The sequence below is a fragment of the Pseudomonas sp. G2-4 genome (genome assembly GCF_030064125.1).
Taxonomy (GTDB): Bacteria; Pseudomonadota; Gammaproteobacteria; order Pseudomonadales; family Pseudomonadaceae; genus Aquipseudomonas.
Genome location: NZ_CP125957.1, coordinates 1,297,300 through 1,314,089 on the forward strand (window position 1 = coordinate 1,297,300; position 16,790 = coordinate 1,314,089).

General features: G+C 60.6%; 21 protein-coding genes. 20 read left to right on the forward strand and 1 reads right to left on the reverse strand.

The window, feature by feature from the left end; translation table 11 throughout:
• Nucleotides 1-1,041: 1,041 nt before the first annotated feature.
• Entirely contained in the window at nt 1,042-1,395 is a 354-nt protein-coding gene (locus tag QNH97_RS05710) for a DUF6124 family protein (protein WP_283555977.1), read from the reverse strand.
• 625 nt (nt 1,396-2,020) lie between these two features.
• Here QNH97_RS05710 and QNH97_RS05715 point away from each other — a divergent pair.
• The 20 genes from QNH97_RS05715 (at nt 2,021) to QNH97_RS05810 (ending at nt 16,775) form a co-directional block, all read left to right on the forward strand.
• Complete coding sequence (locus QNH97_RS05715) at nt 2,021-2,755, forward strand: LexA family transcriptional regulator (RefSeq protein ID WP_283557431.1); 735 nt, start codon at nt 2,021-2,023, stop codon at nt 2,753-2,755.
• Between the two features lie 466 nt (nt 2,756-3,221).
• Nucleotides 3,222-3,404 (forward strand): Com family DNA-binding transcriptional regulator, encoded by a 183-nt coding sequence (locus QNH97_RS05720; RefSeq protein ID WP_283555978.1) that lies wholly within the window; start codon nt 3,222-3,224, stop codon nt 3,402-3,404.
• A gap of 20 nt (nt 3,405-3,424) precedes the next feature.
• Nucleotides 3,425-4,069, forward strand: a complete 645-nt coding sequence (locus tag QNH97_RS05725) for a hypothetical protein (RefSeq protein WP_283555979.1) — start codon at nt 3,425-3,427, stop codon at nt 4,067-4,069.
• Nucleotides 4,070-4,118: 49 nt separating this feature from the next.
• Nucleotides 4,119-4,469: a phage holin family protein gene (locus QNH97_RS05730; RefSeq protein ID WP_025212143.1), complete on the forward strand. Its 351-nt coding sequence runs from the start codon at nt 4,119-4,121 to the stop codon at nt 4,467-4,469.
• Between the two features lie 36 nt (nt 4,470-4,505).
• Nucleotides 4,506-5,018, forward strand: a complete 513-nt coding sequence (locus tag QNH97_RS05735; protein ID WP_283555980.1) for a hypothetical protein — start codon at nt 4,506-4,508, stop codon at nt 5,016-5,018.
• A gap of 3 nt (nt 5,019-5,021) precedes the next feature.
• On the forward strand, nt 5,022-5,633 hold the full coding sequence (locus tag QNH97_RS05740; RefSeq protein ID WP_283555981.1) for a phage baseplate assembly protein V: 612 nt from the start codon (nt 5,022-5,024) through the stop codon (nt 5,631-5,633).
• A gap of 10 nt (nt 5,634-5,643) precedes the next feature.
• The gene (locus QNH97_RS05745) at nt 5,644-5,976 is read left to right on the forward strand and encodes a phage baseplate protein (protein WP_283555982.1); all 333 of its coding nucleotides are present in this window, start codon (nt 5,644-5,646) and stop codon (nt 5,974-5,976) included.
• Nucleotides 5,973-6,968, forward strand: coding sequence for a baseplate J/gp47 family protein (locus tag QNH97_RS05750; protein WP_283555983.1), 996 nt, complete (start codon nt 5,973-5,975; stop codon nt 6,966-6,968). The genes QNH97_RS05745 and QNH97_RS05750 overlap by 4 nt, the downstream gene beginning before the upstream one ends.
• The gene (locus tag QNH97_RS05755) at nt 6,965-7,600 is read left to right on the forward strand and encodes a phage tail protein I (RefSeq protein ID WP_283555984.1); all 636 of its coding nucleotides are present in this window, start codon (nt 6,965-6,967) and stop codon (nt 7,598-7,600) included. Before QNH97_RS05750 ends, QNH97_RS05755 begins: the two co-directional genes overlap by 4 nt.
• Nucleotides 7,601-9,751 (forward strand): phage tail protein, encoded by a 2,151-nt coding sequence (locus QNH97_RS05760; protein ID WP_283555985.1) that lies wholly within the window; start codon nt 7,601-7,603, stop codon nt 9,749-9,751.
• Nucleotides 9,745-10,155 (forward strand): phage tail assembly chaperone, encoded by a 411-nt coding sequence (locus QNH97_RS05765; protein WP_283555986.1) that lies wholly within the window; start codon nt 9,745-9,747, stop codon nt 10,153-10,155. Before QNH97_RS05760 ends, QNH97_RS05765 begins: the two co-directional genes overlap by 7 nt.
• A gap of 99 nt (nt 10,156-10,254) precedes the next feature.
• On the forward strand, nt 10,255-10,464 hold the full coding sequence (locus QNH97_RS05770) for a hypothetical protein (RefSeq protein WP_283555987.1): 210 nt from the start codon (nt 10,255-10,257) through the stop codon (nt 10,462-10,464).
• Between the two features lie 2 nt (nt 10,465-10,466).
• Nucleotides 10,467-11,633: a phage tail sheath protein gene (locus tag QNH97_RS05775; protein WP_283555988.1), complete on the forward strand. Its 1,167-nt coding sequence runs from the start codon at nt 10,467-10,469 to the stop codon at nt 11,631-11,633.
• Nucleotides 11,633-12,139 (forward strand): phage major tail tube protein, encoded by a 507-nt coding sequence (locus QNH97_RS05780; RefSeq protein WP_212797342.1) that lies wholly within the window; start codon nt 11,633-11,635, stop codon nt 12,137-12,139. Before QNH97_RS05775 ends, QNH97_RS05780 begins: the two co-directional genes overlap by 1 nt.
• A 152-nt stretch (nt 12,140-12,291) precedes the next feature.
• The gene (locus QNH97_RS05785; protein ID WP_283555989.1) at nt 12,292-12,882 is read left to right on the forward strand and encodes a phage tail assembly protein; all 591 of its coding nucleotides are present in this window, start codon (nt 12,292-12,294) and stop codon (nt 12,880-12,882) included.
• A complete protein-coding gene (locus tag QNH97_RS05790; protein ID WP_038436473.1) occupies nt 12,879-13,004 on the forward strand; it encodes a hypothetical protein in 126 nt (41 codons plus the stop codon). The genes QNH97_RS05785 and QNH97_RS05790 overlap by 4 nt, the downstream gene beginning before the upstream one ends.
• 57 nt (nt 13,005-13,061) lie before the next feature.
• Nucleotides 13,062-15,161: a phage tail tape measure protein gene (locus QNH97_RS05795; protein ID WP_350356196.1), complete on the forward strand. Its 2,100-nt coding sequence runs from the start codon at nt 13,062-13,064 to the stop codon at nt 15,159-15,161.
• A complete protein-coding gene (locus QNH97_RS05800) occupies nt 15,161-15,544 on the forward strand; it encodes a phage tail protein (RefSeq protein ID WP_283555991.1) in 384 nt (127 codons plus the stop codon). Before QNH97_RS05795 ends, QNH97_RS05800 begins: the two co-directional genes overlap by 1 nt.
• A complete protein-coding gene (locus tag QNH97_RS05805) occupies nt 15,537-15,749 on the forward strand; it encodes a tail protein X (RefSeq protein WP_283555992.1) in 213 nt (70 codons plus the stop codon). Before QNH97_RS05800 ends, QNH97_RS05805 begins: the two co-directional genes overlap by 8 nt.
• A 9-nt stretch (nt 15,750-15,758) precedes the next feature.
• Nucleotides 15,759-16,775 carry a contractile injection system protein, VgrG/Pvc8 family gene (locus QNH97_RS05810; protein WP_283555993.1) on the forward strand — a complete coding sequence of 339 codons (1,017 nt, stop codon included), beginning with the start codon at nt 15,759-15,761 and terminating at the stop codon, nt 16,773-16,775.
• Nucleotides 16,776-16,790 lie beyond the last annotated feature (15 nt).

Sequence of the window (16,790 nt, forward strand, 5' to 3'; positions counted from 1 at the left end):
AGGTGTAGGGCAAAAGGAGGGGCATTGGCCCGGCTTTTCCGCGATGGGCGCAAGGTTAACATGGGTGGTCTGGTGGGACCCAGCGTTTGGGATTGTGTGCATATCCGTTGCTGCGGTAACGGCTACTTATGGTTCCGCCCTTACGGCGGCTCACTTTCGAAGAGCGCGAAAGTAAGCAAAGCGCTTTTGCCCCACCACTCGGTGCCTCGCCTAGGCTCGGCATGCCTGAACGAAGGCATCGCTCCGTGGGCCGCCGCGAAGGGCCATCCATGGCCCAGCGCGGCTAACCCGGCATCCATGCCGGTTTGCCCACTGCGCAATACCTTCGTTCAGCCAGCGTGGTTAATGGGGCGCCGAGATCAACGTCCACCGCGAGGCGGCCTGATTCTTGGTGGGACCGCGTTCCTCCTGTGGGAGCGAGCCTGCTCGCGAAGGCGGCCTGATAGCCGACCTGTTTCTCCGGCTATACCCCGATCCAACTGTGGGAGCGAGCCTGCTCGCGAAGGCGGCCTGACAGCCGGCCTGTTTCTCCGGCTGTACCCCGATCCAACTGTGGGAGCGAGCCTGCTCGCGAAGGCGGCCTGACAGCCGGCCTGTTTCTCCGGCTGTACCCCGATCCAACTGTGGGAGCGAGCCTGCTCGCGAAGGCGGCCTGACAGCCGGCCTATCTCTGCGGCTGTGCCCCGATCCAATTGTGGGAGCGAGCCTGCTCGCGAAGGCGGCCTGACAGCCGGCCTGTTTCTCCGGCTGTACCCCGATCCAACTGTGGGAGCGAGCCTGCTCGCGAAGGCGGCCTGACAGCCGGCCTATCTCTGCGGCTGTGCCCCGATCCAATTGTGGGAGCGAGCCTGCTCGCGAAGGCGGCCTGATAGCCGGCCTGTTTCTCCGGCTGTATCCCGATCCAACTGTGGGAGCGAGCTTGCTCGCGATGACGGCTGCCAATACAACTTAGTTGTAACTGGACTACCGCTATCGCGAGCAAGCTCGCTCCCACAATGATTACTCGGGCTTCTCTTAGGCCTCGGCCTGCATCATGAATGCCTACCTCACTTCAACCACATCCAACGCCCGATTCGCCAGCAACTGCCCCAACTCAATCATCTGCTGGACCCCCAACGCGATATGCCGTCGCGAGCCCTCCAGGTCGAATGCCAGATCACTGACCATCGCATTGGCCGAGGCCAGGGTTTCGCTGAGGTTGGCGAGCAGGCATTCGGCGTCGATGTTGGGGGCGATGATGAAAAGGGTATCGAGTGTGTCGGATGTTTCTTTGTCGGCTTTCGGTTTGAGGTAATAGTCCAGGGCGCGGGTAGCGGCTTCGTCGAGTTTTTTGGCGTTGGCAGACTGGCTGCGGGAGACGTGATCGTCTGGGGGATTCGGAGTGTTCTTGAACATGCTTCTTAGATCCTTGAGTTGGAGCCGCCACCGATTCGCTACTAAACGAAGAGGGTGGCAGCTGTACGCAGGTTAGTAGACCGGGGATCCAAGAAACCGGCGCACCCGAAGGCGCCCTGCGCACAGCCACCATTGAGTGCAGGAGTACCTGACTGAATGGAGCAATGAACATCTTGGATATCGAGCTACTAAACCCGATCACTGATGGGCAGTGACAAGAACCAAAGTACCGATGGGATCCAAGGTGGACAAGCCGGCGGATTCTGGCGTAGTCGTAGGCAGAGGCGCAAGGCGATGTAGCCTGGTGTCGCACATTTGAAGGACGCGGATCGAGGGATTTCCCAAGAGGTTGTAGGGGAAATTTCCCAATTCAAGGATTGGATTGAACCCGTGGCGAGGGAGCTTGCTCCCGCTGGCGTGCGTAGCGCGCCCAAAAGCACTGAGCCCAATTCGCCGAATGCTCAGTGATTGGAGGTTTTTTAGGGCTGCTGCGCAGCCCAGCGGGAGCAAGCTCCCTCGCCACGGTGGATCGGGCCGAGCTTGAGTGAATGGTTTCTTCATCGATATGCATGTTTATGCAAAACAGCATTTGTCTTCTGCGAAAAGAACAAGCACTATGCGCGTTATGCAAAAACGCAACGTTTCTACCGTATTAAGAGCATTGCTCGATCAGCACGGGATCTCCCCCACGGAGCTTCACCGGCGTACCGGCGTGCCTCAGTCCACCCTCTCGCGGATCCTCAGCGGCAAGATCGTCGACCCTTCGGATAAACACATTTCGAAGATCGCCGAGTACTTCGCCGTGAGCACCGACCAGTTGCGCGGGCGCGCGGACGTTGCGCCCGCGGGCCTTAGCCGCCGCGTCGAGTCGCATTCCGAACTCAAGGACATAAGCCTGTGGGATGACGAAACGCCCGTCGAGGAAGACGAGGTGTCGGTCCCTTTTCTGCGTGAGGTTGAATTGGCTGCTGGATCAGGAAGATTCGTCATTGAGGAAAGCGAGCGCTCAAGCCTGCGCTTCGGCAAGCGCAGCCTGCGGCATAACGGCGTGCAGTTCGACCAGGCCAAGTGCGTGACGGTGCGCGGCAACAGCATGTTGCCGGTGCTGCGCGACGGTGCCACGGTCGGGGTGAACGCAGGCAAATGCGGGATCGGCGACATCGTCGACGGTGACCTCTACGCCATCAATCACAACGGCCAACTGCGAGTGAAGCAGCTTTACCGCCTGCCTACCGGCATCCGTCTGCGCAGCTTCAACCGCGACGAGCATCCGGATGAGGACTACACCTTCCAGGAAATGCAGGATGAGCAGATCGTCATCCTCGGCCACGTCTTCTGGTGGGGCATGTACGCCCGTTAACCCCTCCGTTGTCAGATAAAACCCGCCACCGTGCGGGTTTTTTTTCGCCTCTGAAAATCGGCTATCCCCCGTATCCATTGAGTGTTGATGCGCTGATGCATGAGTCATGCATAAATAAATGCATTTACGCATTGACTGTATATGCATCCATGCATATTCTGTGTCCAAGCCGCTCGACAAAGCGGCTGGCAACAAAGCTCTTTAGTTCCACCAACAGGCAGCGATGAACCGGCCTTAACGGTTCAGAGGGTTGGCAACTGACCCGGGTGTGCAGCGTAAAGCACCAGAAGCAGTTATCCGGCGGGCAGGGACCGCGGTCGGAAAAACAATTTGAATGGATCCGTACCGCGCCAGTCGCGCCGAAAGATCAAGCGCATTACTGAAAAGCCTGGGCAACCGGGCTTTTTGGAATGCCTGTGCCGTGAGGTGCGTTCAAACACATACCGCCGCCAGTGGAGGGCTTTCAATGCTGAAGGATTTCAGATGCGGTCACTGCAAAAGACTTCTGGCCCGCATGGGCGAGAACACCGAACTCCAGATCAAATGTTCCAGGTGTGGGACGTTGAATCATGTGAAGGCCGTTGAGCCTCGAGTGAACGCCGGCGAGCGAACAGCGTGCGGAATAGACCCTGCACTCCGTACCCAATGACATTCATCGAGGTAAGAAAAATGAAAATGCTCAAAAAATTCCTCCTGGCGACTGCGTTTCTGTCGCCCTTCGTATCCCTGAACACCTGGGCTGATACGGCCATGTCGTGGAATCTGGCGCGGGACATGTATCTGATGACCGAAGCCGCACCGGCCGGTTCGCCCTGGTCCTTCATGCAAAACAAATCGGGCGTGAACGCCTCGGCAAACTACACACTCTTCCCTGCGTTCCAGGCGGGGACATGTAATGGCAAGCCGACCACCTGCTGGCGGGACGATGCTACGGGAGCCTGGATTTCCATTCCCAACGCAAACTTCACCTTCACTGGTTCAGGCACCAGTTTCGTATTCAAGCAGGGCGACGTAGCCACACATCCCGGCACCAACAGCCAGAGCATCTTCCGTTGGGCCAGTCCTGTCACCGGCAACATCAACGTGCTGGGTCGGGTCAACGACCTGCATAACGCCTGCGGGGATGGGATTGGCTGGTCGCTGAACCTGGGTGACACCGTGATCCAGTCCGGAAGCCTGGCAAACGGCGGCAGCACTACGTTTATGTTGAATAGCGTAGCGGTTACGCCGACGTCTTCGCTTTATCTGGTCATCGACAGGAAGGCCAACAACTCCTGCGACGCGACCAGCGTCGACATGCTCATCACTCGATAAGCGCGATTGGCCCCTCAACTTCAATCCCTCACTCCCCAGGAAACGAGACATGACAAACGAGCAACAAGCGTTGCTGGACATGCCGATCTGGCTGGTCATCGTGCTCGCCCTGGTGGGCGGGGTGTCCGGCGAGATGTGGCGCGCCGACAAGGAGGGCGCTCGTGGCTGGCCGTTGCTGCGCCGCGTGGTTTTGCGCTCCGGTGCCTGCGTGGTCTGCGGGGTTTCGGCAACCATGCTGTTGTACGCCCTCGGCATGTCGATCTGGAGCGCCTGCGCCCTGGGTTGCCTGACTGCCATGGCCGGTGCCGATGTGGCGATCGGTTTATACGAACGCTGGGTCGCCAAGCGGATCGGCGTATGCGAGGTGCCACCGCGGGACCTTCCGCCCGACCAGCCGTGAATCGACATCGTTGATCCATACAAAAGGAGGCGATCAATGCCCGTCCTCATCGAAAAACCGTCGCAGCTGTTCGCCGCCATTGCCCAGACGCTGCGCGTCACTCACCCCACCTTGAAAGTCGGCAGTCCCCAGGAGTTCGATGGCACCGACGACCAACCCTGGGTGCTGATTGCCATTGAGCGTGATGCGTCAGGCAACCGCGCCAATGACGGACGTATCGCCCATGTCCTGACGGTTTCCTTGCAGGTGGTCATGGCCGTTCCAGGATGGGATGCCTGCGATCTGGCCGGAGAGCTGAAACACCTGGTCGTGGATAACCGCTGGGGGCTGTCGGGCGATCAATGCGATCTGCCCACGGAGATCGATGGCATCGCATCCACGTTCACCCACGAAGCTCGGGTGTACACCGCCTGGACGCTTTCACTTACCCAAACACTCTACCTCGGCCCGATGTTGCTGGAGGACCCACTGGGCATCCCGAAATTTGCCCGTACCTGGGAAGTCTCGAACATCGACGACCCGGATCAATACACCACACTCGAGGCCTGACCCATGTTCGATGCGCTTTTAAGTCTGCATCTGGGGCCGATCATCGAGCGTCTGGCCGAGATGGAAACCGAGCTGGAAGACTTGCACCGGCGTGCCGACAGTTTCTGTCGCATCGGCGTTTGCCAGGAGGTCGATGCCGCCACTAATACCTGCAAGGTCAGCCATGGCGGGCTGCTGACCCCGGCGATCCGGTTCTTCAATCCCAGTGCTGGCGCCCAGAGCGAGTCGCGGATTCCCTCCGTGGGCGAGCAATGCCTGTTGCTGAACCACGGCGGCGGCGAGGGCGGAGGGCAGTCGGTGGCGTTGTTCGGCCTCAACGGCGGTCAGTTCCCGCCCGTCTCGACACAGGCTTCGCTGACGCGTCGTCTCTATCCAGACGGTTCGGAAAACGGCTACGACCACGCCAGCCATGTCCTGCACTGGAAAAACGGTCCGGCGGCGTTCACCGGTTCCCGTGAATCCCTCCAACTGAACATTGGCTCGTCAAGGTTGCTGATGACACCCCAGCTCATCGAGTTGCAGATGGGCGCCGTCGGCCTGCGGCTCGACGCTTCCGGCGTGCACCTGAGCGGTCCGGTGGTGGATCACCAGGGGCGTGTCCTCAGTACCGCATAAGAGATTTCCCATGATCGGAATCGATAGAAACACCGGCGCCACGGTCGACGACTGGCTGCAGTTCGTGCAGCGCGCCACCCGGGCGTTGACCACGCCTTTGGGCACTCGTCAGAAGCGCCCTTTGTATGGCTGCGCACTCACACAATTGCTCGGGCAGAACCTTGGCGACGACTTGCTGATCCTGGCCCAGAGCCACGCGGCCCAAGCGTTCTACAACCCACAAAACGGTATCAGTGATTTCGAGCCACAGGTCATTGTCGCCAGCCGACAGGGCGCCAGCTTGCTATTGCGCTTCGCCGGCACCTGGAAAAACCGCAAGCAAACCTTCGAGGTGGTGACATGAGTATGTTGATACCCGGCCAGAACCAGTTGGCTGAACCGGCCATCGTCACCGTCGACGCGTTCGAGGATCTGCTCGCGGAGTTCAAGACTTTCGTGGTCGAGTACGTCGGCGCCCGTTCTCCCGGGAGTGCGGCAAAGCTGCTGGAAAGTCTTGAGAACGAAAGCGAATTGCTGACCCTGGCCCTTGAGGCGTTCTGCGTCCGGCTGCAAACCCATGAACGCAAATACAACGCCCGCATCAAGCAGATGCTGGCGTGGTGGGCCACCGGGACCAACCTCGATGCTCGCCTGGCGGACATGGGCCTTGAACGTCAGTTGCTCGATCCGGGCGATCCGGCGGCTTTCCCGCCGATTGCTCCAGTCTACGAGAGTGACGATGACGCCCGCTTGCGTTACTACCTGGCACCCCACGCCCCAGCGGCGGGCTCGCGCATGCAGTATCGGCGGGAGATCTTCACCCTCGGCGAACGGCCTGCGGTGAAGGTGGACAGTGCCGCAGGCGGTGTAGTGAGCGTGACCTACACGTTCGATCCGGACGGTCTTGCCGCGCAAGTCAAAGACGGCAACGGACGCCGGACGGCGCCGGGTGTGGTTACGGTCACGGTGCTTTCCCGCGAGGGCAACGGCACACCGTCCGAAGCGCTGCTGAACGGTGTTCGCCAGCACTTCGCCCGGCCCGACGTCCGACCGGAAACCGACTTGGTCATCGTCCAGGCCGCGCAAATCAAACCCTACAAAATTCGCGTCGTGGCGAAGATCAACGCCGGCCCGGATTCGGGCCTGACCCAGGTTGCCGCCGAGCAGCAGTTGCAGGCGTATGCCGAGGCGTGTCATCGCCTGGAAGGTCGAGTGGACCCGAGCTGGATCGATTACACGCTGCACAGCGCGGGTGCGGTTCAGCTCGAAATTCTCGAGCCGCTGGCGCCGATTGTGACCACGGCTTTCCAAGCCCCGTACTGCACGGGCGTCGAGGTCGAGGTGGACACGTTATGAGTGACGACGCACCTCGCCCGAGCCTGCTGCCGGCCAACAGTTCACCGCTGGAAAGGGCCCTTGATCTGGGTTTCGCCCGGTTGCTTGAACGCATCGATCCGCCGTTTCCCGAGTTGATGAATCCGCTCTCGACGCCTCTGGCGTTTCTGCCGTACCTAGCGGCGGATCGCGGAGTCAGTGAGTGGAGCACGACGGCGCCTGAGGCTGAAAAGCGCCTGACGGTTGAACTCGCCTGGCCCACCGCACGACAAGCCGGGACACGAAAGGCGCTGGAAAATGCCGCCAAGGGCTTGCAGCTCATGCCCGAGGTGCGCGCCTGGTATGAGCAAACGCCACCCGGCCCGCCCTACAGTTTTTCCGTCAGGGCTTTTACCGAACAACCCTATAGCGAAGCCATCGACGCGCGTCTCGATCGTCGGTTGGCCGATGCCAAAAGCGAGCGCGACACCTTGACGGTTTCGGTCGGCTTGAGTGCCTTCGGCCGTCACGTCATCGGCGCCGCCACGCTGTGCGGCGAGCTGACCACGGTTTATCCAATCGTCATCGAAGGGCTTGAAGCCTCGGGCCAGGCCTTCATGGCCGCGGCGCTCTACACCGTCGAAACCTCCACTATTTATCCACAGGGGTCCTAAATGGCCGACTACTACACCCTGCTCACCGATGCGGGGATCGCCTACGAAACCGCCTGCAAGGCGGCGGGCACACCGATCAAGCTGTCGCAGATTTCCGTCGGTGACGGCGGCGGCGCGGTCTACAACCCTGCCGCTACTGCTATCGCCCTCAAACGCGAAGTGTGGCGCGGGCCGCTCAATGCGCTGTTCCAGGATGAAAACAACCCGAGCTGGCTGCTGGTCGAAGTCACCATCCCGTCTGACGTGGGCGGTTGGTATGTGCGTGAGGCGGGGATTTGGACCGATACCGGCATTCTCTATGCGATTGTCAAGTATCCGGAGTCGTTCAAACCGGTGTTGGCGACGTCCGGTTCGGGCAAAGAGTTCTACATTCGGTCGATTTTCGAGACCAGTAATGCTGAGCTGGTGACGCTGCTGATTGACGATACGGTGGTCAAGGCTACGCGGGCTTGGGTGGCGAGTTATGTGGCTGATGAACTTGCCAAGCTGGACAGGAAGCAGTCTGTGCGGGTGGCGACGACGGCCAATATTGTTTTGAGTGGGGCTCAGACGATTGATGGTGTGGCGGTGGTTGCTGGGGATCGGGTGCTTGTTAAATCCCAGACGTTGGCGAAGGACAACGGTATTTATGTCGTTGCGAACATCGCTTGGATACGAGCAAAGGATGCCGACGCGAGTGTCGAAGTTACCTCGGGGTTGATTGTCTCGATTGAGGAAGGGACGACGCTTGCCAATACGATCTGGCAGTTGGTTACAGATGGTGTGATCGTGCTGGGTACCACGGCGCTGACTTTTCAGAACGTGACGCAGGGTTTTGCGCCACTTAACTCCCCAGCCTTGATTGGGGCGCCTACTGCCCCTACGGTAGCGGGGAGCGACAACAGTACCAAGATCGCTACTTCGGCAGCGGTTCGCGCCATCATGGCGCAGTTTGGTTTTGGTTCTGCCGCGTACAGCTATACCGGGGACATCGATGCCATCACATTGAACGGCGTCTACATGGTGACTACTAGTACCACGGGAACTAAGCCCATGAGCCCTGGAGCCACGACGGTTATCCCTAACGGTACGATTTTCCACATGGAACGTGGTAGTTCCAACATGGCGACGCAGTGGTGGGACTCCTTGGTGAGTAGCACCATTCCGATTACCTGTATGCGTACTCGCAATTCTGCTGGGGTATGGACGGCCTGGGCCCAGGTATGGGGCGAGCTCAATACGCCAAAGCAGGCGAATCCACTCGATCTGACGCCGGGCGCAATGCTTGCCCCAGGCGCGTTCGGAATTGGCCGGGCAATCGTCGGTACCGCCCTGGATTTGAATGCCTACACGGTACCGGGTGATTACCTGACAGCCACGGCAGGTCAGCTTAACCTGCCACCCGGTTGGAGCCCTACCCGGCGTTACGGCCTCAAGGTTTCCGGTCTTTCCAATGCTGGCGAGCGTTTGACACAAATGCTGATCGGGGGCATGTCGGGCGATGAGGTCGGCATGGCGATCCGCGCACGGCGTGAGGATGGACAGTGGAAAGACTGGGAGGAAATCACCACCGGTCGACACGGCCCATTCAAGGCGACTCAGACTTACAAGGCCGCCGGGGTGTTTACCTGGGCTGTACCAGCTGGCGTCAAGAAGGTCTGGGTCACCGTATTCGGCGGCGGTGGAGGTGGCGGACGCTTCTCCCATGGCGGCGGCGGTGGAGGTGGCGGCGGGATTGCCGAAGGATTGGTAGACCTGACTGGCGTTTCCTCTGTCACGGTTACTGTCGGCGCTGGTGGGGCTGGCTGGGCTGGAAGTGATGGCGACGGAGCGCCTGGCAATGCATCGTCTTTCGGCAGTTTCATGAGTGCCACGGGCGGCGCCGGTGCGTCGAAGTGGTATGGCGGCCTAGCAGGCCTTGGATCAGGTGGAGATATCAATACCACCCTGGGCCCGGGTGGACACGCCACTCGCCACGATAATGGTGTGGCTCCTTCGACTTCCATATACGGCGGCGGACATGGCGCCGGCGGCCGGGGTTACGGCGCTGGGGCGGGTTCGATTGGCCAGGCCGGTACGTCCAGTACGCTTGTCGGCAGTGGCGGGGGCGGCGGCAATGAAAACGGCAACGGCGGCAATGGGTCGCCCGGCCAAGTAGTTATCAGATGGTGATCAACATGTGGGTATTGATACAAGAGAACGTTGTGCATGAGGTGACGGAGGTCGATCCCGCAGGGCGTTTCCACCCGGATTTGATGTGGAAACCATGCAGCGAAGAAGTCAGACACGGATGGCGGTACGACGGGGAGGCATTTGTCGAGCCGGTGAGGGAGGGCGATTCTCTGGCCGCCCGCGAGCGAGCCTGGCGCGACGCGGAGATGCACGCCAGCGAGTGGCTCGTGACACGTCATCGAGATGAACAGGACTTGAAACAGGAGACTACCCTGACGTCTGCTCAGTTTTCCGAATTGCTTACCTATCGGCAGGCCCTCCGGGATTGGCCGCAGTCGCCGAGTTTTCCCGACCGCCAATACCGCCCCGTCGTGCTGCCCTGGCTCGCCAGCCAAACCCAATAAATCGCCCCGCACCACGGGGCGTTTTTTTGACCGGCAAATTTCAACAACACTCAACAGCCCCTGCCTCAAGGGGCTTTTTCGTATCTGGAGAACCCCAAAATGGCACTACGCCAAACCTACACCGTACTCCTCCCATTCCCCATCGGCGGTGGTCATTGGTCGAGCATCGGCCAGGAACTCGACCTGCTCGACGTCGAGGCGAATGCCTTGCGCAGCGCCGGTCGGCTGGAACTGAAAAAAACCGAGGCCGGCGAATCGGTCTCTACATCCACCGCGGCCAAAAAGGCCGCTGCCAAGAAGGCTGAATAACCATGGCTGAGGTTTTGAACTTCGAGCACAACGGCATTACCGTCAATGCCACTGAATCTCCCGAGGCCATGGGTGGCCTGGGTGACAACGTCATCGGGCTGGTCGGCACCGCGCCGAATGCCAATCCGCTGATTCCGAAAAACACCCCGTTCCGCATCAACAGCTTCACCACCCAGGCCCAGCTGGACCCGACCGGTGCCGAGGCGGGTACCTTGTTCCAGGCGGTGTTCCAGATCCTCAAAGTGGTCAAGGTGCCGGTGTACGTGGTCATCGTCGAAGAGGGCGCCACGCCGGCCGACACGCAGAACAACGTCATTGGCGGCATCGAAGCGCAGACCGGTCGCAAGCTCGGTCTGGCGGCGTTGAGTGGGGTCGCGGAAGACCTGACTATCATCGGCGCGCCGGGCTTCACCGGCACCAAGGCGGTGGCCGGCGAGTTCGCCTCGTTCGGCAAGCGTATCAAGGCGCGGGTGGTGCTCGATGGCAAGGACGCCGCGGTCGCCGATCAAGTGACCTACAGCCAGGAACTGGGCGGTGCGGAGCTGGGTTTCGACCGTTGCCTGGTGGTGCACAACATGCCGGCGGTGTACTCCAAGGCGGCGAAGAAAAACGTCTTCCTGGCGCCGTCGAGCCTGGCTATCGCCGCGCTCGCCAAGGTCAAGCAATGGGAGAGCCCGGGCAACCAGGTCACCTACGCCGAAGACGTCTCGCGCACCGTGGAATACAACATCCTCGACACCTCCACCGAAGGCGATCTGCTCAACCGCTACGGCGTCAGCTACTACGCCCGGACCATCCTCGGTGGCTTCTCGTTGCTGGGCAACCGCTCCATCACCGGCAAGTTCATCAGCTACGTCGGCCTTGAAGATGCGATCAGCCGCAAGTTGGTGAAGGCCGGCCAGAAAGCCATGGCCAAGAACCTGACCAAATCGTTCATGGACCAGGAGGTCAAGCGCATCAACGACTGGCTGCAAACCCTGGTCGCCGACGAAACCATCCCGGGCGGCAGCGTCTACCTGCACCCGGAACTGAACAGTGTCGAGAAGTACAAGAACGGCACCTGGTACGTGGTCATCGACTACGGCCGCTACGCGCCGAACGAACACATGATTTATCAACTCAACGCCCGCGATGAAATCATCGAGCAGTTCCTGGAGGACGTTCTCTAATGTTTACCAACCGCGTAAGACAGGCCATCGCGGCCACCCTGCAAGGCCTGCCGTTGTCGGCGACGGTGGAAGAGTTCTCCCCGCCGAAGATCGAGTTCGACATGGAAGAAATGCGTGGCGGCCGTTTCATTGGCGAGGAAATGGCCAAGGGCGGCAAGGTGCTGACGGCCAAGTTGACGCTGCAAGGGCTCGGCCCGGAAATCATGTTGGCACTGGGCGTGAGCGTGGGCGACGACATTCTGCTGAACGTACGGGAAGCCGGCCAGGATCAGGATGGCAACACCTGGTTCACTTACCACACGGTGGGCGGCAAGTTGAAATCCCTCGAGGAAACTCCGCTGAAAATGAGCGAGAAGCCCAAGACCAATCTTGAGCTGTCCTGCCGCACCTACAACCGTCTGGAAAACGGCGTTCCGGTGATCGACATCGACGTGCGCACCCAGAAGTTCGTGCTCAACGGCGTCGACATTCTCGGCGATGCTCGCCGTGCGGTGTTGTTGCCGTAAACGAATGCCCGTCAGTTGAACACAATCCCTGTGGGAGCGAGCTCGCTCGCGATAGCGGTGCGTCAGCCAACATCGATGCTGACTGATCCGCCGCCATCGCGAGCAAGCTCGCTCCCACAGGTTGTCCTCTGATTCACCAAGGAACTGATTCCATGTCCTGGACGCCTCCCGTTCACGTCTTGCTGTCGCCGATCACCGGTGACGACGAAACACAGATCGAACAACTCCAACTCAAGCCACTGTACTACGCCGCGCAGAAAGAGGCCCTGGCCCGTGCCGGCGATGACGAAGACGATCAGTTCTTCGAACTGGCCAAATTGGCCACCGGCCTGTCGGTCAAGGAGCTCGACCAGCTCAAGCGCCCGGACTACGTCAGCATCGCCCAATACGTGCACGAAATGTCGACCCGCCCGGCGTCGTATTTCCTCGGACAAGTCGCCGAGGCTGACAACGCATCGGACGACCCCGATCCCGACCAGGTGCAGCTGCTGCAACCGCTCAACGCAGCGGGCCGCAGCGTGACGTCGCTGAGCCTGGAGATGCCGATACTGCGCGCCACCAAGGCGATGAAAAAACTGAAGACGGCCAAGGAACGCGCCGAGTTCATCACCGCTCATTGCACCGGCCTGATGCTTCCCGACCTGGACCTGCTGACCGTGCCCGACTGGACGCAACTGCAGGTACGCATCGACGATTTTTTAAACAAACCGGCGGACTTCTTTCGGAGCGCGACATCGAAGTGATCCTCGATGTGGTGCCGCTCATTTACCCGGTAAGTGAAGCGGAAATTCTGGAGTGGGACGCCGGCAAGGCCTTGCGCCGTTACGACATCGCGATCACTCGCCTTGGCGTGAAACAGGAGTAGAGCGGGATGGCGGACGATAGATATTCGCTCAAATACGCAGCCTTCAATGAGAGTGGGTTGGGGTTCGGTAATACCAGCCTCGCGAGTGGTGTTTCAGCGCAAGGTGCGGGCGCGTCCGCCAGGGAACAGCTGTCTGGCCTCGGTCTGGCGCTGGAGAACCTCGGACTCAAGCTCGGTCTGCTGACGACGGCTGTCGAGTCATTGACCTTGAAGCTTTCGGCGCAACGGACGATGGGGGCCGCAGCCAAGGCTGAGACGGCCAAGGAGCCGAAGGGTCGATCAGGTGGCGGTATCGAACCGCCGGAGCGGCTGAAGCCGGCGATAGCGATGGATGTGGCCATGGCCGATCTGAAGCAGGCGGGCCGATTTAGCCCTCGTCAGATCGCAGAAATGGCTGAGCCAACTCAGCAGATCGCTATCGCTCCGCTAGTGGCAGCCGGGGGGACCAAAGCAGTCGATCTGGTGAGGATCGAAAGTGTGGCGGCCAGGGCGGGAATCGGGAGCGATCTGCCCAACGCTTCAGACCGACAGTTCGAGTTGCTGCGCTTCGCCAGTGATGCTGGCGTCGCTGCCTCGGCATTCAGGATGCCGGCCATGGAGGTCGCCGAAATGATGGTCGGCTGGCGCACCTCCATGAAGCTCAGCGGCGCTCAAGCCTTTGACTTGGCGGATGCCAGCAACCACCTGGGCAAAATCCCCGGTGGTGCGAAAGCGGGTGATATCGGCGCCGTCCTGCAGCGTGACGGCGCGGCTGCGACGGCGGCAGGCCTGGCCCCTGGGCAAGCCGCAGCATTGACGGCAGCATTGCTCAATACCGGTTCGCAACAGGCTGAAGCCGGCGCAGCGCTCAAGACCTTCACGACTGCCATGGGCAAGGGTGATCAGGCTTCTGCCTCCGAGCAAGCGGCTTGGAAGCAGTTGGGGCTGGAGCCGAAAGAGGTGGCGAGCGGCCTGCGCGACAAAGACACGGCGCCTGGCACGGTGATGACGGTGCTTGCGGCTTTGAACGCGCAACCTGCCGAGAAGCGTTCGACGCTGGCCTCCACGTTGTTTAGCACCGGTGATGAAGCGGTGCTGCGCATGGCGCAGAAACTGGCCGATGTGAATGAAGCCTTCGGACAGGTGAAAGACCCAGCTCAATACGCCACATCGCAATTGGGTAATGGGGGCTCGGTAAGGCAGGACGCGTTGGCGCTGTCGAACACTCGGCAAGGTCAGTTGAACGTCCTGGATGCACGCACTGACAGGCTCTCAGTGACCACGGGCAATGCCCTGGCGCCCGTCGCGGACCTCTCGATTCAGGCGCTTGGTTCGCTGGCGGATGGCATGAGCGAATTGGCTGAGTCTTCACCTAAAGCCACCGCTGCCATTGTGTTGGTTGCCGCCGCGATAAAACCGCTGGTGGGCATGCTGCTCAAGGCTGTAGTGGATGAGATGTCCAATCAGGTGGCCAAGCGGGTGCTGGGTAGGGCTGCCCCGCACCTTCCCGGCCGACTGGGTGAGGTGATCTCCGAAGACTTCAGGAAAAATCCTCGTGCGGACAAGCTGGATACAAGCAATGCCAGCCAGCGTCCCGAACCCACGAGAGGGCCGAAAATACGCGTCAGTACACGAGGCTCACTCGGGCCAACGGCCTCATTACGCTCGATGACTCGCAGGGCGCCCGGCCCATTAAAAGTAGTCGGCGCCGTCGCTGATGTGGCCGAGGGCGTGCTTACCGGCGACAAGCGGATGATGGGCGCAGGTCTGGGAGCCGCAGGTGGCGGCTGGGCAGGCGCTGCTGCTGGGTCCGCGGCCGGTGCCGCTTTGGGAAGTGTCGTTCCGGTGATCGGCACTGCCATTGGTGGTCTGATTGGCGGACTGCTGGGCGGCTGGCTGGGGAGCGATGCCGGCGCGTCTCTGGGTGAAAAACTCGTCGCCCCCGCCGACAGACTCGCCGCTCCAGACCAGATCAGCAAAGACCTGGCCAGCACCCAGACCACCACACAACAGAACACCATGACCGCAAACATCTACATCAATGGCCAGGACCAGGCCAGCGCCAGTCAGTTGGCCAACCTGGTCGTGCAGCAGCTCTCGGGCCAATTCGGCTTAACGACCATGCCCAACACACTCGCCATGCGCAGTGATGCGGCCCTGACTGACGGAGGTACGTGATGCGTCAACAAATGGCACTCGGCAGTTTCATCTTCGGCCTGTCCAGGCACTTCGCTTACCACAACCTGGTGCATACCTCGGATGGCGGCTGGACGAGCATCGACATCCTCACCAGCAAACCCAAGTCCAGCCAGGTCGGCCAAGGCCTGCAAGGGCTGACGATCACGGGCAAGTCGATGTATGCGACCGCCATGGATCGACTCGATGAGCTACGGGCATTGCAGGCACAGCGCATCCCCCTGCCGTTGGTGGATGGCATCGGTCGCAACTGGGGCCTCTGGCAGATCAACAAGGTGACGGAAACCCAGACCGAGATCATCGATGACGGCACCGCGATGGTGGTCGGCTGGGTCATTGAATTGACGGAGTTCGCCAATGCGTAGGGTTCGAAGCATCGCCGGTGATTCGGTGAATCTGTTGCTGTACCGCGAGCTTGAGCGTTGTGACGATGCCAGCGAAGAAGCGCTTTGGCGGCTCAATCCAACGTTGGCCGAATGGGGGCCGGTCCTGCCGGCGGGGGTGTGGGTCGTGCTGCCGGAAGTGGACCTCAAACCCGTTGCAACCCCACCGGTTTCGGCCTGGGATTAAGGAGGCGACATGTCACTGGGTTTCACCCCTGCAGTAGAAATCTACGGCGCGAATGCTGCGCTGCTCAACGAGCGCTTGCTCAGTTGGACCCACGTCGACGCAGCTGGGATCGAGTCCGATCAACTGACGCTGACGATCAGCCTGGAGGGGCTTGAAGGCTTGCCCAGCCTCGGCGGGAAAATCGGTTTGCGGGTCGGTTATCTGGAGTCGGGGCTGGTGGACAAGGGCGAGTTCGTCATTACCCGGCGCACGCCGACCCTGTTTCCCCTGCGCCTGACATTGGTGGCCATGGCCGCGCCGTTCAGTGCAGCGGACCAGACCGGATTCAAGCAACGCCGCTCCGTCAGCCATGGCCCGACAACCCTGGGTGCGCTGTTTCGTCAGTTGACCTCCAGGCACGGTTTTTCCCCTCGTGTGGCGGCGGACTTGTCGCTGATAAAGATCGAACACATCGACCAGTCCAACGAAACCGACATGGGTTTTCTGACGCGCCTGGCCCATCGTTATGACGCCGTCGCCAAGCCGGTCAACGAGCTGTATGTGCTGGCGCGGCGCGGTCAGGCGAAGTCGTTGTCGGGTAAAGTCCTGCCAGAGATAAAGCTATCGGTGACGACGAACAATCGTCCGGGCGACCAGGCTTTTATCTCGGCCGTTCTTGATGAAACCGCCCGGGCGAAATACCAGGGTTGCAAGACCCGTTGGTGGGATGCGACTACCGGCACACTGCGTGTGGAGGAGAGCGGCATCGCGCCGTTCAAGACCCTTCGCCAGCGTTTCCAGAGCGCCAACGATGCCCGCGCCGCCGGTGAAGGAGAGGTGCGTCGGATGATGCGCGAAGCACTCAAGGTGAAGATCGAATGCCCGGGCAATCCGGGGCTGTCGGCTGAAGGCATCGTACTGCTGGACCCCACCTGGCCGGACTTCATGCGCGGTCGCTGGTCGATCGACAAAGTCACCGCCTCTGGTGATCGGGCAACCAGCTATCGCTGCAAGATTGATGCGACGTGCCTGGATGCCAGGGGCTGACACCTATTCCTTTAG

Bases quoted from the DNA above. Each gene is read 5' to 3' on its own strand.
- QNH97_RS05710 (WP_283555977.1), bottom strand. From the start codon at position 1,395: ATGTTCAAGAACACTCCGAATCCCCCAGACGATCACGTCTCCCGCAGC.
- QNH97_RS05715 (WP_283557431.1), top strand. From the start codon at position 2,021: ATGCAAAAACGCAACGTTTCTACCGTATTAAGAGCATTGCTCGATCAG.
- QNH97_RS05720 (WP_283555978.1), top strand. From the start codon at position 3,222: ATGCTGAAGGATTTCAGATGCGGTCACTGCAAAAGACTTCTGGCCCGC.
- QNH97_RS05725 (WP_283555979.1), top strand. From the start codon at position 3,425: ATGAAAATGCTCAAAAAATTCCTCCTGGCGACTGCGTTTCTGTCGCCC.
- QNH97_RS05730 (WP_025212143.1), top strand. From the start codon at position 4,119: ATGACAAACGAGCAACAAGCGTTGCTGGACATGCCGATCTGGCTGGTC.
- QNH97_RS05735 (WP_283555980.1), top strand. From the start codon at position 4,506: ATGCCCGTCCTCATCGAAAAACCGTCGCAGCTGTTCGCCGCCATTGCC.
- QNH97_RS05740 (WP_283555981.1), top strand. From the start codon at position 5,022: ATGTTCGATGCGCTTTTAAGTCTGCATCTGGGGCCGATCATCGAGCGT.
- QNH97_RS05745 (WP_283555982.1), top strand. From the start codon at position 5,644: ATGATCGGAATCGATAGAAACACCGGCGCCACGGTCGACGACTGGCTG.
- QNH97_RS05750 (WP_283555983.1), top strand. From the start codon at position 5,973: ATGAGTATGTTGATACCCGGCCAGAACCAGTTGGCTGAACCGGCCATC.
- QNH97_RS05755 (WP_283555984.1), top strand. From the start codon at position 6,965: ATGAGTGACGACGCACCTCGCCCGAGCCTGCTGCCGGCCAACAGTTCA.
- QNH97_RS05760 (WP_283555985.1), top strand. From the start codon at position 7,601: ATGGCCGACTACTACACCCTGCTCACCGATGCGGGGATCGCCTACGAA.
- QNH97_RS05765 (WP_283555986.1), top strand. From the start codon at position 9,745: ATGGTGATCAACATGTGGGTATTGATACAAGAGAACGTTGTGCATGAG.
- QNH97_RS05770 (WP_283555987.1), top strand. From the start codon at position 10,255: ATGGCACTACGCCAAACCTACACCGTACTCCTCCCATTCCCCATCGGC.
- QNH97_RS05775 (WP_283555988.1), top strand. From the start codon at position 10,467: ATGGCTGAGGTTTTGAACTTCGAGCACAACGGCATTACCGTCAATGCC.
- QNH97_RS05780 (WP_212797342.1), top strand. From the start codon at position 11,633: ATGTTTACCAACCGCGTAAGACAGGCCATCGCGGCCACCCTGCAAGGC.
- QNH97_RS05785 (WP_283555989.1), top strand. From the start codon at position 12,292: ATGTCCTGGACGCCTCCCGTTCACGTCTTGCTGTCGCCGATCACCGGT.
- QNH97_RS05800 (WP_283555991.1), top strand. From the start codon at position 15,161: ATGCGTCAACAAATGGCACTCGGCAGTTTCATCTTCGGCCTGTCCAGG.
- QNH97_RS05805 (WP_283555992.1), top strand. From the start codon at position 15,537: ATGCGTAGGGTTCGAAGCATCGCCGGTGATTCGGTGAATCTGTTGCTG.
- QNH97_RS05810 (WP_283555993.1), top strand. From the start codon at position 15,759: ATGTCACTGGGTTTCACCCCTGCAGTAGAAATCTACGGCGCGAATGCT.